The following is a 15,209-nucleotide window of genomic DNA, read 5'->3' on the forward strand; positions in this document are numbered from 1 at the left end:
GCCCTGCTCCCAGTTGCGAATCGTCTCGACGGGAACGCCGAGCTTGGCGGCGAACTCCTGCTGCGTCAGCTGCACCCGCCGCCGGAGGTCGCGAACCTCGAGCGGGGCGGCCGGGGCCGCCGCCGAGGGCGCGAGCGGAAATTCGCCGCCATCGCGCAGTTCCACGATCCGTCCATCTGCCTTCAGCCGCAAGCGTTGCATCGGTCCTGCTCCGTCTCGGACGCCAGTGTCGCCGAGCCGCGTTAAGGCCGGATTAACGATATAAGTCGTTCAGGCGCCGCGCTATTTCAGCCCGAACCAGAGCGTGGCGATGCCCAGGAACGAGAAGAAGCCGACCACGTCGGTGACGGTCGTGACGAAGGTTCCCGACGCAACGGCCGGGTCGGCGCGGACGCGCTCGAGCACCATCGGGATCAGGATGCCGCCGAGCGCGCCGGCGACGAGGTTGGAGATGATGGCGAGCCCGATCACGATGCCGAGGCCCGGCGTCTTGAACCAGGCGACCGCGGCGATGCCGGTGATCAGCGCGAAGGCGAGCCCGTTCACGAGCCCGACCAGCGCCTCGCGCATCACGACGCGCAGCGCATTGCTGGGCCCGAGCTCGCGGGTGGCCAGCGCGCGCACCGCGACCGTCATGGTCTGGGTCGCGGCGTTGCCGCCCTGGCTTGCCACGATCGGCGCGAGCACGGCCAGCGCCACCATCTGCTGCAGCTGGCCCTCGAACAGGCCGAGCACGGAGGACGCCAGGAACGCGGTGGCGAGGTTGATCAGCAGCCAGTTGAAGCGGCCCTTGGCGATGGTCCAGACGCTGTCGGACAGTTCCTCGTCGCCGGACACGCCGCCGAGCGCCTTGAAGTCCTCGTCGGCCTCCTCCTCGATCACGTCGACGACGTCGTCGATGGTGATGACGCCGGCGAGCCGGTTCTCGGCATCGACCACGGGCGCTGCGACCAGATTGTACTTGCCGAACATCCGGGCGACCTCGGCGAGATCGTCGGTCACGGTGACGCGGCGGCGGTCCTCGTCGATCAGCTCGGCGAGCGGCACCGGGCGGCGCGCGCGCAACAGCTTGTCCAGCGACACCGCGCCCTGCCAGTGCCTGGAGTCATCGACCGCGTAGATCTCGTAGAACCGCTCCGGCAGATCGGGCGTCTCGCGCATGTAGTCGATGGCTTCGCCGACGGTCGAACCCAGGGGAACCGCGATGAACTCGCTCTGCATGCGCCGGCCGGCCGAGCCTTCGGGATAATCCAGGCTGCGCGCGAGCACGTCGCGCTCCGACGGCGGCAGGCGTTCGAGGATCTCCTCCTTGTCCTCCTCGTCGAGGCTCTCGAGCAGCTCGACGGCGTCGTCGGATTCGAGTTCGCGAACGCCTTCGGCGACGGTCTCCGGCTCGAGCTCCTCCAGGATCTCCTCGCGGACGGCGTCGTCGACCTCGTTCAGCGCGGAAAAATCGAAATCGGTGCCGGTCAGCTCGACCAGCCTGACGCGGTCGTCCGGGGCGAGCGCGGCGATCAGATCGCCGAGATCCGCCTCGTGCAGCTCGGCAACCTCGGCGCGCAGGAACGCCTCGTCCTCGGCGGCGATGGCGGCGGCAATTGCGGCGATGAATTCACCGCGAATTTCGCCGGATTCGGTGCGCATCGCCGCGCGATCGGCTAGGATTGCTTCGGCGGGGGCAACGTCCAGGGTCTCGTTCATGACGTGCCTCACGAGCCATCGTTCAGACGACTGGTCTGATCTGTGCTTTCACGCATTACATAATGGGCAACAGCGAGCGCAACGGGAAAAGATGTCTCAGGCGCGACTGATACGGCGATGGGTAAACGCATGGGGCGCGGTCGCCACGCTGCTCCTCGCGCACGGCGCCGCCGCGGCGCCGGCCGACTGCCCGCGCGAGGGCACGCTCGGCACCTCGCGCGTGCTGAGCGTGAACCCGAAGAACTACCCGCGGGTCGGCCTGAAGAGCTTTCCGGATACCCTGCCGCTGCAGGACGGCGAGGTCGTGCTCACCTTCGACGACGGCCCCTCGCCGCCGATGACCAACAAGGTGCTCGCGGCGCTCGCGAGGGAATGCGTGCGCGCGACCTTCTTCCTGGTCGGTCAGCCCGCGTCGGGCCGCGCCGAACTGGTGCGGAAGATCGCCGCCGAAGGCCACACGGTCGGCCATCACACCTACACGCACGCGCATCTGGCGCACATCTCGCCCGATCAGGCGATCGAGGAGATCGATCGCGGCATCGCCGCGGACGAGAAGGCGCTCAACGGCATCGAGACGACGACGCCGTCCACGCCGTTCTTCCGGTTCCCCTACTTCGAATCGACGCCGGCGACGCTCGACCTGCTGCAATCGCGCGGCATTGCCGTGTTCGGCGCCGATCTGTGGGCCAGCGACTGGAAGGCCATGTCTCCGCAGGGGACGCTGAAGCTCCTGATCCGCAGGCTGACCCAGGCGCGCAAGGGCATCATCCTGCTGCACGATCCGCAGCCGCGCACCGTCGCGATGCTGCCGGCGTTCCTGCGCTACCTCAGGGATCACGACTACCGCGTCGTTCATATCGTTCCGGCCAAGCCCGAAGAGCCCGAGCAGCACAGCGAGCACCCGGCCGAATCGGCCGCGCCGTCGCACGAAGGCGGTTAATCCGTCGTTCAGGCAGTCCGGCTACGCTGTTTGGACCCGAACGCGCTGGTTTTCGGCTTGCAATCCGGCAACAGCCGTCGGCAAACGGGAACGCGAACCGATGGCATGTCGCGGCAGCCGGTCATCCCTGCTATGTCTTGGTTGCGATGGGCGCGGCACCCCATCCGCGATACATGCTGGATCATCGGAGCGTTTGGTCGGCGGCGTTCGACCATCGAAGTGCAGTCGTCGAAGAGTCGCAGACAAGATGGATAGCGGTATGCGTGATCGTGCGAGAGCGGGCGTTGGACGGCGATCATCGGTCGCGGTGATGCTGGGCCTGCTCGCCGGCGGATCGGCGCTCGGATCCTCTCTCGGCTCGTCGGTCGCTTTTGCCGCCGATTGTCCGGGCCATCCCGACGCGCTCGGCACCTCGCGCACCCTGGTGGTCGACCCGCGCGAGCATCCGCGCATCGGCGCGATGCAGTACAAGGAAACGCTGCCTCTCAAGGACCACGAGGTGGTCATCACCTTCGACGACGGTCCGCTGCCCAAATACAGCAATCAGGTGCTGCAGATCCTCGCCGACCAGTGCGTCAAGGCGACGTTCTTCACGATCGGGCGCCAGGCCAAGGCCGATCCCGAAGGCGTGCGCAAGCTCGCCGCCGCCGGCCACACCATCGGCACGCACAGCCAGAACCATCCGCTGAGCATGAACCGGATGACGCTGGAGCAGGTGCAGCCGGAGGTCGACCAGGGCATCGCCTGGACCAAGGCGGCGCTGACGGATCCCTCCGCGCTGTCGCCGTTCTTCCGCGTGCCCGGCCTGCTCCGCGGCGATGCGGTCGAGAGCTACGCCGCCTCGCTCGGCCTGCAGGTCTGGAGCGCCGATTTCCTCGCCGACGATTGGCGCAGCATTTCCGGCGCCAAGGTTCACGAACTTGCGATCAAGCGGCTGGAGGCGCGCGGCAAGGGCATCCTGTTGCTGCACGACATTCACGCGCGCACCGTGGCCGCGCTGCCGAAGATCCTCGCGGATCTCAAGGCCAAGAACTATCACATCGTGCACGTCGTCGCCGCGACGCCGGACCGGCCGGCGACGCCGACCCAGCCCGACGACTGGCTGGTGCATCGTCCGTCGGACGAGACGCCGGTCGCGCATTGGCCTGCGATCACGCCGACGGATCTCGCCGGCGCCGACACCCGCGCCCGCGCCGCGCTCGACGATTTCGGCAACCTCGACATGCCGGCGCCGCTGCCGAAGCCGGCATGGCCGCGTCCCGCGGTCAAGGCACGGATCGCGACCGCGCCGGCGCTGCCTGCCCCATCGGCCGACCTGTTCTCCTGGCCGCCGGCCGCGCCGTTGTCGGCGCGCCGGCATCAGGTTGTGCGCGTCGAAGGCCAGGCCGCCGCCAAGCAGCCGGCCCGCCCGGTCCGCCTCGCGAGCCTGCGCCGGCGCTGAGGATCGGGGACGGCTAGCCGGATACAAAAAGGGGGCGCACGGGCGCCCCTTTTTTCATGTGTGGCTTGGCGTTCGCGCGCGGCTCAGTTGCTGATCAGCTTGCTGACGCAGAGGATGACGATGGCGGCGAGGAAGAACAGATCCATATAGGACTTCTGCTCGCCGTCCCTGCGCAGCGAGCCGACGTCGGACACCACCTGCTTGTTGATGACCTGACCGACCGGCCCTTCACCGAGCATGCCGGCGAGACGGCGCACGTCCGACTCCAGCTTCTCGATGCGCCCGAAGAAGTGGAAGGTGCGCACCACCGACACCGCGCGCATGCCGGCATAGATCAGCACCACCAGCGCAAGCACCGCGCGGTTCTGGTATTTCTCGATGTAGTTCAGGCTGAGAAAGACCGCCGCGACAAACACGAAGTTGGAAAAGAAGCGGTAAGCGAGCCCCGTGATGTTCATCTGTTCCCCCAGGAAGTCCGGATCGCTGGCCGACAGAACTCACGTCGCGTTTTGCTCCCGCGTCCTGGCCCAACCCATGCGACCGTAGACGAGCCGGCTTGCAAATTCGTGAAGCCAACGCGGCCGCGCGGCCTCGGCATACCGCTCGAGTTCCCGGATCCCCGCCGTGGTAAACAATCGGCTGCAACGTCATCCCGCAAGGACCGCCAGCCCAACCATCTCAGGTCGCGCGTTGGACTGACGGCAGTGATGCTACGCGCCGAAGCGCGCCGGCGCGCAAGCCGCGACGTCGACGCTGGGCGCTTCGCCGCTCATCAGCTCGGCGAGGATGGAGCCCGTCGCGGGTCCGAGCGTGAAGCCCTGGTGACCGTGCCCAAAATGCAGCCACAGCCCCTTGTGCCGCGCGGCCTGGCCGACCACCGGCAGCATGTCCGGCATGCACGGTCGCGTGCCGATCCACGGCTCGGGCTCGACCGGCTGGCCGAGATCGATCAGCTGGCGCGCGGCCGCTTCCGCCTTGCCGAGCTGGACCGGCGTCGGCTTCGCATCCGGCGACGACAGCTCGGCGCCGGTGGTGATGCGCACGCCCTTGGCCATCGGGTTCATCAGATAGCCGAACGCGGCGTCGCGCAGCGGCAGGTCGAGCGGCGCGCCGCCCGAGTAGTGTCGGTGATAGCCGCGCTTGCGCACCATCGGAATGTCCATGCCGAAGCGCTTGAGGAACTCCGGCGACCACGGCCCGAGCGCGACCACGACGGCCTCCGCCTCGATGCGTCCCTCCGCCGTCGTCACGGCCCAGCCACGACCGGCCTGCGCCAACGTCGTCGCATCGCCGTGCAGCAGCTTGCCGCCGCGCTTGACGAACAGGTCCGCATAGGACGCCACCAGGCTGCCGGGGTCCGACACCGTCCATGGCTCCTGCCAATGCAGGCCGCCGATGCCGCTGTCGACGAGGCCGGGCTCGGCCTTCGCCAGTTCGCCGGCGCTGAGCAGCTTGAACTTCACGCCGAACGCCTTGCCGACGGCCTCGGCGTCCTTCGCTTCCTTGTCGAACTGCGCCTGGCTCCGGTGCAGCACGCGAAAACCGTCGCGGCGCACGAGATTGCCGGCACCGGCAGCCTGGATCAGCGGCTCGTGCTCGGGCGCGGCGCGCGAAATCAGTTGCGCATAGGTGCGGGACAGCACCTCGTGGCGGGCGGGAAACGAATTCCACCAATATTGCAGCAGCGGCCGCACGTGATACGGCAGGCCGGCGAGCGTGTAGTGCACGTCGTTGGTGCGCGCCAGCGCGATGTCGAGCACGCCGGCGATGTCATGGGGCATCGCGTAAGGCCGGACGGCCTCGCTCTGGATGATGCCGGCATTGCCATAGCTGGTCTCGCGGCCGGGCTCGCGGCGATCGACGAGGGCCACCGACCAGCCCCTGCTCTGCAGGTGCAGCGCCGTACCGACGCCGACCATGCCGCCTCCGAGAACGATTGCGCTGCGCATCGTCATCACTCCCTGTCAGGTCCGCGCCGCCGCGACGACGGTGACCTCGAGCTTCACATCCGCGATCATCTGCGCCTGCACCGTGGTACGCACCGGCAGCGGGTCCTTGAAATGCTTGCGATAGGCCGCGTTGTAGTCGGCGAAGTCGGCCTTGTCGGCGAGATGCACCATGCAGGACACGACGTCGTCCAGCGAAAGCCCCTCGCCCGCCAGCGTCTCCGCGATGTGCTTGAAGACGAGGTCGGTCTGCGCCGTGATGCCCTCGGGAATGCTGCCGTCATCGGCGACCGGCACTTCGCCCGACAGGAACACGAGGCCGCCGGCGCGGCGTACCAGCGAGAACGGCCATGAGGTTGCGTCGGACATTGCTAGCTCCAGAAGAAGGTGTTGATCATGCCGGCACGCTTCAATCCCAGGCCATGAAGCCGGGCGTCTGCGACAGCGGCGGCAACGCGGCGAGCCTGGCCAGATCAGGTTGCGGACGGCGCAGTTCGGCGTCACCGGCAAACGCGTCTTCCAGCGCCTCGGCCACGCCAAGCACCAGCGCATCGCCGCCACGGGGACCCACGATCTGCAGCCCGAACGGCAGCCCGTTCTCGTCGACGCCGAGCGGCAAGCTGAGCGCGGGATGTCCGGCCAAGGTCACCGCATAGGCCAGCGCCAGCCAATGGAAGTAGGATTTGGTCGGCACGCCGTCGATCTCCGCCGGATACAACTCCGCCCACGGCCGCGGGCTGAGCGTGATGGTCGGGCTGACCAGCACATCGTGTGAAGCAAAAAAGCCCTGATAGGCGCGATAGATCCGGGTCTGGTTGGCCGCGGCGCGCGAAAAATCCTCGAGGCTGTAGGACAGCCCCTCCTCGACATTGGCGCGCACGTTCGGCCCGATCATCTCGGGCCGCTCGCGATAGTTCTTGCCGTGCTGGGTGAGGAACAGCGACGCGCGCAGCACCGCGAAGGTCTCGTCGGCGCCGCTGCAATCCGGCGCGGCCTCGGCGGCCTCGGCAAACAGCGGCGCGATGCGCGACACGCGGGCGCGGAAGGCACGGCGGATCAGTTGCTCGGTCGGCGCGAAGCCAAAATCCTCGGTGAAGGCGAGCCTGAGCTTGCGCAACTCCACCCGCGGCGGCACGGCCCAGCGCGCGGGCGTTCCGCGCACCGCTTCGCCCGGCAAGGTGTAGGCCAGCGGATCGCGCGCGTCGTCGCTCGCCATCACCGACAGCATCAGCGCGGTATCGGCGACGTCGCGCGCCATCGGCCCGTCGGTCGACAGGCACGACCAGCCATGGGCGCGCTTCTCGCTGGCAACGAGGCCGTAGGACGGCCTGAAACCGACGATGCCGCAGAACCCGGCCGGATTGCGCAAGCTGCCGCCGGTGTCCGAGCCGGAGGCGAGCGGCGCCATGCCGCAGGCCAGCGCCGCCGCCGAGCCGCCGGAGGAGCCGGCCGCCGAGCGCAACGTGTCGAACGGATTGCCGGTGGCGCCGAACACGGGGTTGCGGGTGTTGCCGCCGGCCGCCCATTCCGGCGTGTTGGTCTTGCCGAAGATCACAGCGCCCGCCGCGCGCAGCCGCGCCACCGACGCCTGGTCGATCGCCGGGACATTGTCCGCGAGGATCGGACTGCCATAGGTCGAGCGCATCCCGGCGGTGTCCTGGGTGTCCTTGATCAGCACCGGCAGGCCGTGCAGCGGACCCTTGTCCTCGCCGCGGAGAAGCTCCGACTCGGCGCGCCGGGCCGCCGCCCGCGCCCCCGGCTCGTCCAGGGTCACCACCGCGTTGACCGCCGGATTGACCGCTTCGATCCGCTCCAGGCACGAATCGAGCAGCGCGACCGGCGAGATCAACTTGGATTTCAGGAGCTTGACCAGCTCATTGGCAGTTTGATCGCAGATGGCCGTCACGGAGCACTTCTCTTTCCAAATCGGAAAACTATTTAGCACATAAGAAATAAGATGCACGAGGCGAAAACGCACAGTTCCACCGCAGTTCATGCATGCCCATGGACCATGCAGACAGATGATTGATTGTGCTGCGCTTTCGCGCCAGATTGGCCAGCCGGTGAGGCGCCGCGACAATGCCGATCCGCTAACGGATTTTCCGGAGACACAAGTGACCGATACCGCCATCAGCGCGCCCGCCGAAGGCCCCCATTCCCAGCTCGGCCAGTGCCTGAAGGCCGCCCGGCAGGCGCGCGGGCTGACCTTGAAGCAGGTCGCGGAGAAGACGGGGATGGCGCTGTCGACCCTGTCGAAGGTCGAGAACGGCCTGATGTCGCTGACCTACGACAAGCTGCTGCAGCTCACCTCGGGCCTGCAGATGGACATCGCCGAGCTGTTCAGCCCGGCCGCGCAGCGCCCCGAGCCTGGCCGCCCGGTCACCGCCCGCCGCAGCATCAGCCGCGCCGGCCAGGGCCAGGTGGTCAACACCCGGTTCTACACCTACGTCTATCAATGCACCGATCTGATCGGCAAACGCATGGTGCCGATGGTCGCCGAGGTGCGCGCCCGCACGCTCGACGAGTTCGGCCCCCTGCTCCGCCACAGCGGCGAGGAATACTTCCTGGTGACGCGCGGCACGATCGCCGTCCACACCGAGTTCTACGCCCCGGAGATCCTCCACGAAGGCGACGGCATCTACCTCGACAGCACCATGGGCCACGCCTACCTCAACGCCGGCGAGGCGGACTCCGCGCAGGGCGTATGTCTCTGCACCAGCGAGCAGGCGGATCTGTTCGAGCAGCTGCACAGGATTGCGCAGAAGGATGCGGTGGAGTGAGGGCGATCGGACCCTTAAAGGAGCGATGAACTTCGCGGAAGGCATCGTCGGGCAAATCTCGATGCTAGACGCGCGTTTCCTTAGAACCCGCTATTAGTTCCGGGTGAGCTTTCGCCGTATCCACTGCTGTCATGCTCCGCGAAGGCGGAGCATCCAGTCCTCCGCGGCACCGAATATTGAACCGAGGTGTCACGGCGTACTGGATCGTCCGCTTTCGCGGACGATGACAGCGAGCCTATATGATCGATGTGCCCCGGCTTCGGAAACGGTCGTCACGGTTGAAGATCGCACAACTAAGCCGCCGCTCTCCCGCCGTCATTGCGAGGAGCGTAGTGACGAAGCAATCCAGGGCTGTGAAAACGACTCTGGATTGCCTCGCTTCGCTCGCAATGACGTGGAGAGAGCATCGCTCTCAGCAGTCCAACCGCTGACGCTAACGCGCCGAAGCCCTTCTCAGCGCCGCCCTCACCGCCTCATCCAGCGGCGTATGCGGCTCTGCCCCGAGCAGCCCGACCAGCCTGCGATTGTCCAGCGCGAGGCTCTGCTTCCACAGCCACCGCATCTCGAGCGCCTCGCGCATGAAGCCGACGAACGGTGCGGCGAGCCAGAGGATGATCCAGGGGAACGGCCTCACCGGCAGATCGGGCCGGCCGAGGACGCGTCGCACCGCATCCGTCATGTCGTGGCCGGTCACATCGTAGTGGCCGGCGAAATTCAGCATCGTGTAGGCCGGGAGCTCCGCGCGGATGTCGACGAGCCGCGCAAACGTCTCGGCGAGGTCGGGCACATAAGCCCAGGCATGCCCGATGCCGGGCCGTGTCAGGCGCTGAACGGATGTCGCGGCCATGCCGCCTTTCGCCATCGCCTGCGCGAACCAGGAATTCGTCACGCCGGGACCGAAGAAGTCGCCGGCCCTCACCGCGATGACGCGGACGCCGTGGTCGCGCGCCGCCTGCTCCAGCATCTCCTCCATCTCCAGCCGCACCTTTCCCTTGCGCGTCGTCGGCTGCCGCGGCGTGGTTTCGCTGACGACCGCCGGCGATGCCGTGGAGTAGACGTAGACATTCCCCGGAAACAGGATCGTCGCGCTGGCGGTCTTCGCCGCGGCGATGGTGTTGGCGAGCATCGGCAGCGCCTCCTCGCGCCAGCGCGCATAGCCGGGCGGATTGACGCCGTGGACGATCAGGCTGGCGCCCTCGGCGGCCGCGCGCACGGAGGCTGCGTCGCGCGCATCGCCGTCACGCCAGTCGACCGGAAAGCCGAGCGCCGGCCGGTCCGCGGGCGGACGGCGGGTCAGCGCGCGGATGGCGTAGCCGCGCCGCGCCAGGCTTGCCGCGATGGCGCCGCCGATCGCGCCGGTCAGGCCGAGAACCAAGGCGGTCGGGGTGGTCGATGGGGTGGCGGACATGGCTGATCTCCTTGCTGTTTCCAGCAATCTGGACCGGCCGCCGCAAAACGAAAATTGCCAAACAATATTTAGTCGCTATACATTTTCGTATGATTGAGATCTCCGACTGGAGCCTGCTGCGCTCCTTCCTCGCCGTGGTCAGGCGCGGCAGCCTGTCGGCCGCGGCGCGCGCAACGGGGCTGACGCAGCCGACGGTCGGCCGCCACATCGACGAGCTCGAGGCCGGGCTCGGCGTCGCGCTGTTCACCCGCTCGCAGGCCGGCCTGCTGCCGACCGAGGCGGCTACGGCGCTGGTCCCGCATGCCGAGGCGATGGAGGCAGCCTTCGCGGCGCTGGTACGGAGTGCGAAGACTGGCGGAGATGCGCGTCAGCCGCGCGGCGTCGTCAGGATCTCGGCGAGCGAGATCGTCGGCACCTTCGTGCTGCCGCCGATCCTCGCCGGCATCCGCCACCGCTTTCCCGAGATCGTCATCGAGCTCGTGCTCAACAACCGCACCGACGACCTGCTGCGGCGGGACGCCGACATCGCCGTGCGGATGATCCGGCCAAAGCAGGACGGCCTCGTTGCGCGCCGCATCGGCAGCGTTCCGCTCGGGCTCTACGCACATCGCGACTACATCGCCCGCTTCGGCCTGCCCGACACGATCGAACAGCTCGGCGCGCATCACATCATCGGCTTCGACCGCGACGATCACTCCGCGCGCTCGGTCGCGAGCGCACAGCTGCCGCTCTCGCGCGAGCTCTTCTCCTATCGCACCGACTCCGACGTCGCCCAGGTGACGGCGATCGAAGCCGGCCTCGGCATCGGCGGCATGCAGAAAGCCATGGCGAGGCGCAATCCCGCGCTGCTCCCCGTGCTCCCCGGCCAGATCGCCTTCGAGCTCGACTGCTGGCTCGCCGTGCACGAGGACCAGAAGGACTCCCCGCCGATCCGCGTGATGGTCGATGGACTGGCCGAGGGGCTGGCGCGGTGGGTCAGCGCGGGCAGCCGGTGAGCGCAGCGCAGACACACCGCGCTGCGCCGCTCATGCCGTACGAACACACCAGCATTCGCTGCCTGAGGGGCTGCGCCAGAAATTTCTTTTCGTCCGCAGCTTCAACGACATCACCTCTGTCCAGTCCCGCCGTGAAAAATATTCCGCTTTCGTTTTTCCGAATTTCATGAAACACTCCCCCTGTCCCGCCTCGTCATGAGGGACGCTTCGCGATCGTCACGAACGTGGAGGCGGTGATGCGACGGGCGTGTTCTGCCGCAGCGTGGCTTGCCACGCGGACGAACGGCGGGATGCGCCGGCGAAATCGTGTGGTCCTGGCGCCGCGACGCTGGCGCCAAGCCGTGGGTGATGATGAGCCCGACGGCGACGGTGGCTAGAGAGCCCGTACACCGGGGAGAGCACGTATAAGCCGTCAAAACCGTTGCGCAGGGAAGGCCGGAATGTCCGGCTGAGCCTGTGGTTCCTGCCCCGTGCACCTCTTCACGCACGGGGGCCGCGGGTATCAGCGGATACCCGGTCTTCCCTGCGCCCTCTGCTCACGAGAGGGACATCGTTCGGACATCACCCGGATGCGCTCGGCATCGCGGGATCGCGATGACATGCGCCGCTGTTTGACATTCACATCAGGACGAACTGCTCATGATGCCGTGCGCGGACTCACTTGCCGTCGTCGAGATGCACCAGCACCGCGGCATTGGCGATGATGATGGCGTCACTGCCGGCCTCCGCCGGAATCTCCAGCCCGCCTTTCACGGCGGTGACCGTCACCGTGCCATAGGGCAGCTCCTTGGCGACCGCGGCCGTGTCGACGGCCTCAGGATTGGGGACGCCGATGGTGACGTCGACCAGCATGTCCTGCGGCGTCTTGCCGACCATGCGGAAGAAGCCGAGGCTGGAATGACGGATCGCATCCGATACCGCGCGCCTGGCCGCCTTGGTGGCGTCGCGGCCGTGGACGTCGACGCCCATGCCCATCTCGGTGATACAGCGAATGCGGGCCATGCGGTTCCCTCGAATTGCGTTGATCGGCGCGCGACCTTAGCCCAGCGCACGGCCGGCGCAACCCGGCTGACATCGGCTCCGGCAAGACGCAGAATGGTCATCGGACACGGGCATATATCGTGCATGATGATCTGAACGACGACGACAAAAGACCTTTGCCATGATGCCCTCTGCAGCCTCATCCACGCCGATGCCCGACCCGGCCACGAAACTTGCCCCCGCCCGTCATTGAGGAAAACGCCAATGGGTTTTTCACACACGCTGGGCGGCACGACCTATCGCTTCGTCGACCTCCGCACCCTGCTCGCCAAGGCGACGCCATTGCGCTCGGGCGACGTGCTCGCCGGACTCGCCGCGCAGGACGCGGCCGAACGCGTCGCGGCGCGGATGGCGCTCGCCGATTTGCCGCTGCGGCACTTCCTCAACGAGGCCGTCATTCCCTATGAGAGCGACGAGGTCACGCAATTGATCGTCGACCAGCATGACGGCCACGCGTTCGCCCCGATCGCGAGCCTCACCGTCGGCGCGTTTCGCGAATGGCTGCTGTCCGATGCGACCGATGCGACGATGCTGACGGCGGTGTCGCCGGGCCTCACACCCGAGATGGTGGCTGCGGTGTGCAAGATCATGCGGCTGCAGGACCTCGTCACCGTCGCCGCGAAATGCGAGGTGATCACGCGCTTCCGCTGCACCATCGGACTGAAGGGGACGATGTCGACGCGGCTGCAGCCCAATCATCCGCTCGACGATCCCAAGGGCGTCGCGGCCTCGATCCTCGACGGGCTGATGTATGGCGTCGGCGACGCCACCATCGGCATCAATCCGGCGAGCGACGACGTCGACACCATGATGCGGCTGCTCGACATGATCGAGACCTTGCGCCTCGCCTCGCATGCGCCGATCCAGTCCTGCGTGCTCGCCCATGTCACCACCGCGCTGAAGGCGATCGAGCGCCGCGCGCCGGTCGATCTCGTGTTCCAGTCGCTCGCCGGCACCGAGGCGGCCAATCGCGGATTTGGCATCACGCTGACGCTGCTCGATGAGGCGCTCAGTGCTGCCGAAAGCCTCGGGCGCTGTCCCACAGGGGGCAACGTCATGTATTTCGAAACCGGGCAAGGCAGCGAGCTGTCCTCGGATGGACATTGCGGCGTCGACCAGCAGACCCTCGAGGCGCGCTGCTACGCGGTGGCGCGACGCTACCGGCCGCTGCTGGTGAACACCGTCGTCGGCTTCATCGGCCCTGAATATCTCTACGACGGCAAGCAGATCCTGCGCGCGGGCCTGGAGGACCATTTCTGCGGCAAGCTGCTCGGCCTGCCGATGGGCTGCGACGTCTGCTACACCAACCACGCCGAGGCCGACCAGGACGACATGGATGCATTGCTGACGCTGCTCGGCGTCGCCGGCTGCACCTACATCATGGGCGTGCCCGGCGCCGACGACATCATGCTGAACTATCAGAGCACATCGTTCCATGACGCGCTCTATGTGCGCAAGGTGCTCGGCAAGCGCGCGGCGCCGGAGTTCGAGGCGTGGCTGGCGGCGACCGGCATCAGCGATGCCAAGGGCGAGCTGCAATTCGAGCCGGCACGGCTGATGCCGGCGCTGCCGCTGCTGGAGGCGGAATGATGAGTGGCGCGGACGACAAGACGCTCGCAACCTCCTCCGCCGATGAGTGGACCTGGCTGTCGCGCTTCACCGAGGCGCGCATCGCGCTCGGCCGCTGCGGCCCGGGCCTGCCGACGTCGGCGCATCTCGCGTTCCAGGCAGCGCATGCCGAAGCGCGCGACGCCGTGCTGAAGCCGTTCGATGCCGCGCAGTTCGCCGCCGAGGTCGCCGCGCGCGGCTGGCCCGCGCTCGCCGTGCACAGCCGGGCCGCCGATCGCGCCACCTATCTGCAGCGCCCCGATGCCGGCCGCCTGCTCTCGCCGGCCTCGGAAGCGCTGCTGTCGGAGCCGCGTGCGCCGGCCGACATCGTGCTCGTGGTCGCCGATGGCTTGAGCAGCCGCGCAGTGCAGGTCAACGCCCTGCCCGTGCTCGATGCCTTGATGCCGCTGCTCGCCGCGACCGGCCGGAGGCTGTCGCCGGTGATCGTGGCCTCGCAGGGCCGCGTCGCGCTGGCCGATCACGTCGGCGAGCTGTTCGGCGCATCGGCTTCGATCATCCTGATCGGCGAACGACCTGGACTGAGCGCCGCCGATTCACTCGGACTCTATCTCACCTGGATGCCGCGCCGCGGCCGCGTCGATTCCGAGCGCAACTGCATCTCCAACGTCCGCCATGGCGGGCTGGCTCCGGCGGACGCGGCGAGGCAGGCGTCCGATCTGATCGCGCGCATGTTCCAGCACCAGGCCGCCGGCGTCGGCCTCGCGCGGCTGCCGCAACTGCCTCCGCCGGAGGAGCCATGAGCCGGCGGGCGGCGCAGCCTCAGACCGCGCAATACCGGTCCTGGATGTCCTTGTCGGCCAGCAGCGCCGCCGCGCTGCTCTCATGCACGACCTCGCCCTGGTCGATGATGACGGCGCGATCGGCAAGCCGCAGCGCCCATTCGACATTCTGCTCGACCAGGAGCAAGGTCTTGCCCTGGTCGCGCAGCCGCCGGAACAGCACGCCCATCTCCTCGACCAGCACCGGCATGATGCCTTCGGAGGGCTCGTCGAGCAGCACCATGCGCGGCCGCGCGATCAGCGCCCGCGCGATCGCCAGCATCTGCTGCTCGCCGCCCGAGAGCGTCACGCCCTCCTGGTCGAGGCGCTCGCGCAGCCGCGGAAAGGTCTCGGCAATCTCCGCGATCGCCGCGCGCTCGTCGATGTCGGCCTTGGCGGCGACGAGCCCCAGCCGCAAATTCTCGCGCACCGACAGGCCGGGCACGATGCGCCGCTCCTCGGGCACATAGGCGAGGCCGAGATGGAAGCGGCGATGCGCCGGCAACGGCAGCAGGTCCTGGCCGGCGAAGCGCACGCGGCCCTCGGCCTTCGGCATCAGCCCCATCACGG

The 15,209-nt window shown here is 67.8% G+C and carries 15 protein-coding genes; 6 read left to right on the forward strand and 9 right to left on the reverse strand.

The window, feature by feature from the left end; genetic code table 11:
* Both BRAS3809_RS05220 and mgtE read right to left on the reverse strand, forming a co-directional pair.
* Positions 1–201, reverse strand: a 201-nt coding sequence (locus BRAS3809_RS05220; RefSeq protein ID WP_035655352.1) for a helix-turn-helix domain-containing protein, incomplete at its 3' end; no start/stop codon positions are given.
* A gap of 81 nt (positions 202–282) precedes the next feature.
* Positions 283–1,701, reverse strand: a complete 1,419-nt coding sequence (gene mgtE, locus BRAS3809_RS05225; protein ID WP_008961054.1) for a magnesium transporter — start codon at positions 1,699–1,701, stop codon at positions 283–285.
* A 91-nt stretch (positions 1,702–1,792) separates the two neighbouring features.
* On the opposite strand from mgtE, the gene BRAS3809_RS05230 reads away from it, so the two are divergent.
* Both BRAS3809_RS05230 and BRAS3809_RS05235 read left to right on the forward strand, forming a co-directional pair.
* Positions 1,793–2,641: a polysaccharide deacetylase family protein gene (locus tag BRAS3809_RS05230; protein ID WP_008961055.1), complete on the forward strand. Its 849-nt coding sequence runs from the start codon at positions 1,793–1,795 to the stop codon at positions 2,639–2,641.
* Positions 2,642–2,900: 259 nt separating this feature from the next.
* A complete protein-coding gene (locus tag BRAS3809_RS05235) occupies positions 2,901–4,082 on the forward strand; it encodes a polysaccharide deacetylase family protein (RefSeq protein WP_008961056.1) in 1,182 nt (393 codons plus the stop codon).
* Between the two features lie 83 nt (positions 4,083–4,165).
* Here the strand turns inward: BRAS3809_RS05235 and BRAS3809_RS05240 are convergent, their stop codons facing one another.
* The 4 genes from BRAS3809_RS05240 to BRAS3809_RS05255 form a co-directional block, all read right to left on the reverse strand.
* Positions 4,166–4,540 carry a hypothetical protein gene (locus BRAS3809_RS05240; protein ID WP_008961057.1) on the reverse strand — a complete coding sequence of 125 codons (375 nt, stop codon included), beginning with the start codon at positions 4,538–4,540 and terminating at the stop codon, positions 4,166–4,168.
* A gap of 252 nt (positions 4,541–4,792) precedes the next feature.
* Positions 4,793–6,031: an NAD(P)/FAD-dependent oxidoreductase gene (locus BRAS3809_RS05245; protein ID WP_008961058.1), complete on the reverse strand. Its 1,239-nt coding sequence runs from the start codon at positions 6,029–6,031 to the stop codon at positions 4,793–4,795.
* 15 nt (positions 6,032–6,046) lie between these two features.
* Entirely contained in the window at positions 6,047–6,397 is a 351-nt protein-coding gene (locus BRAS3809_RS05250; protein ID WP_008961059.1) for a RidA family protein, read from the reverse strand.
* 40 nt (positions 6,398–6,437) lie between these two features.
* A complete protein-coding gene (locus BRAS3809_RS05255; protein WP_008961060.1) occupies positions 6,438–7,934 on the reverse strand; it encodes an amidase in 1,497 nt (498 codons plus the stop codon).
* A 208-nt stretch (positions 7,935–8,142) separates the two neighbouring features.
* On the opposite strand from BRAS3809_RS05255, the gene BRAS3809_RS05260 reads away from it, so the two are divergent.
* Positions 8,143–8,808 (forward strand): helix-turn-helix domain-containing protein, encoded by a 666-nt coding sequence (locus tag BRAS3809_RS05260; protein ID WP_008961061.1) that lies wholly within the window; start codon positions 8,143–8,145, stop codon positions 8,806–8,808.
* 433 nt (positions 8,809–9,241) lie between these two features.
* Here the strand turns inward: BRAS3809_RS05260 and BRAS3809_RS05265 are convergent, their stop codons facing one another.
* Positions 9,242–10,216 (reverse strand): NAD-dependent epimerase/dehydratase family protein, encoded by a 975-nt coding sequence (locus BRAS3809_RS05265; protein ID WP_008961063.1) that lies wholly within the window; start codon positions 10,214–10,216, stop codon positions 9,242–9,244.
* 89 nt (positions 10,217–10,305) lie between these two features.
* On the opposite strand from BRAS3809_RS05265, the gene BRAS3809_RS05270 reads away from it, so the two are divergent.
* The gene (locus BRAS3809_RS05270; protein ID WP_008961064.1) at positions 10,306–11,211 is read left to right on the forward strand and encodes a LysR family transcriptional regulator; all 906 of its coding nucleotides are present in this window, start codon (positions 10,306–10,308) and stop codon (positions 11,209–11,211) included.
* 657 nt (positions 11,212–11,868) lie between these two features.
* On the opposite strand, the gene BRAS3809_RS05275 is transcribed toward BRAS3809_RS05270, so the two are convergent.
* On the reverse strand, positions 11,869–12,213 hold the full coding sequence (locus BRAS3809_RS05275; protein WP_035655349.1) for a Lin0512 family protein: 345 nt from the start codon (positions 12,211–12,213) through the stop codon (positions 11,869–11,871).
* A gap of 243 nt (positions 12,214–12,456) precedes the next feature.
* Between BRAS3809_RS05275 and BRAS3809_RS05280 the strand changes: the two genes are divergently transcribed.
* On the forward strand, positions 12,457–13,842 hold the full coding sequence (locus BRAS3809_RS05280) for an ethanolamine ammonia-lyase subunit EutB (RefSeq protein ID WP_008961066.1): 1,386 nt from the start codon (positions 12,457–12,459) through the stop codon (positions 13,840–13,842).
* Positions 13,842–14,621, forward strand: coding sequence for an ethanolamine ammonia-lyase subunit EutC (eutC, locus tag BRAS3809_RS05285; RefSeq protein ID WP_035655355.1), 780 nt, complete (start codon positions 13,842–13,844; stop codon positions 14,619–14,621). Before BRAS3809_RS05280 ends, eutC begins: the two co-directional genes overlap by 1 nt.
* A 19-nt stretch (positions 14,622–14,640) precedes the next feature.
* Here the strand turns inward: eutC and BRAS3809_RS05290 are convergent.
* Positions 14,641–15,209: ABC transporter ATP-binding protein (locus BRAS3809_RS05290; RefSeq protein WP_035655350.1), on the reverse strand; the 569-nt coding region annotated here is incomplete at its 5' end.

The sequence above is a fragment of the Bradyrhizobium sp. STM 3809 genome, from assembly GCF_000239795.1.
Classification (GTDB): domain Bacteria; phylum Pseudomonadota; class Alphaproteobacteria; order Rhizobiales; family Xanthobacteraceae; genus Bradyrhizobium.

Excerpts from the sequence above, each read along its gene's own strand:
- BRAS3809_RS05270 (WP_008961064.1), top strand. The coding sequence starts at position 10,306 with ATGATTGAGATCTCCGACTGGAGCCTGCTGCGCTCCTTCCTCGCCGTG.
- BRAS3809_RS05245 (WP_008961058.1), bottom strand. The coding sequence starts at position 6,031 with ATGCGCAGCGCAATCGTTCTCGGAGGCGGCATGGTCGGCGTCGGTACG.
- BRAS3809_RS05265 (WP_008961063.1), bottom strand. The coding sequence starts at position 10,216 with ATGTCCGCCACCCCATCGACCACCCCGACCGCCTTGGTTCTCGGCCTG.
- eutC (WP_035655355.1), top strand. The coding sequence starts at position 13,842 with ATGAGTGGCGCGGACGACAAGACGCTCGCAACCTCCTCCGCCGATGAG.
- BRAS3809_RS05275 (WP_035655349.1), bottom strand. The coding sequence starts at position 12,213 with ATGGCCCGCATTCGCTGTATCACCGAGATGGGCATGGGCGTCGACGTC.
- BRAS3809_RS05250 (WP_008961059.1), bottom strand. The coding sequence starts at position 6,397 with ATGTCCGACGCAACCTCATGGCCGTTCTCGCTGGTACGCCGCGCCGGC.
- BRAS3809_RS05230 (WP_008961055.1), top strand. The coding sequence starts at position 1,793 with ATGTCTCAGGCGCGACTGATACGGCGATGGGTAAACGCATGGGGCGCG.
- mgtE (WP_008961054.1), bottom strand. The coding sequence starts at position 1,701 with ATGAACGAGACCCTGGACGTTGCCCCCGCCGAAGCAATCCTAGCCGAT.
- BRAS3809_RS05240 (WP_008961057.1), bottom strand. The coding sequence starts at position 4,540 with ATGAACATCACGGGGCTCGCTTACCGCTTCTTTTCCAACTTCGTGTTT.
- BRAS3809_RS05280 (WP_008961066.1), top strand. The coding sequence starts at position 12,457 with ATGGGTTTTTCACACACGCTGGGCGGCACGACCTATCGCTTCGTCGAC.
- BRAS3809_RS05235 (WP_008961056.1), top strand. The coding sequence starts at position 2,901 with ATGCGTGATCGTGCGAGAGCGGGCGTTGGACGGCGATCATCGGTCGCG.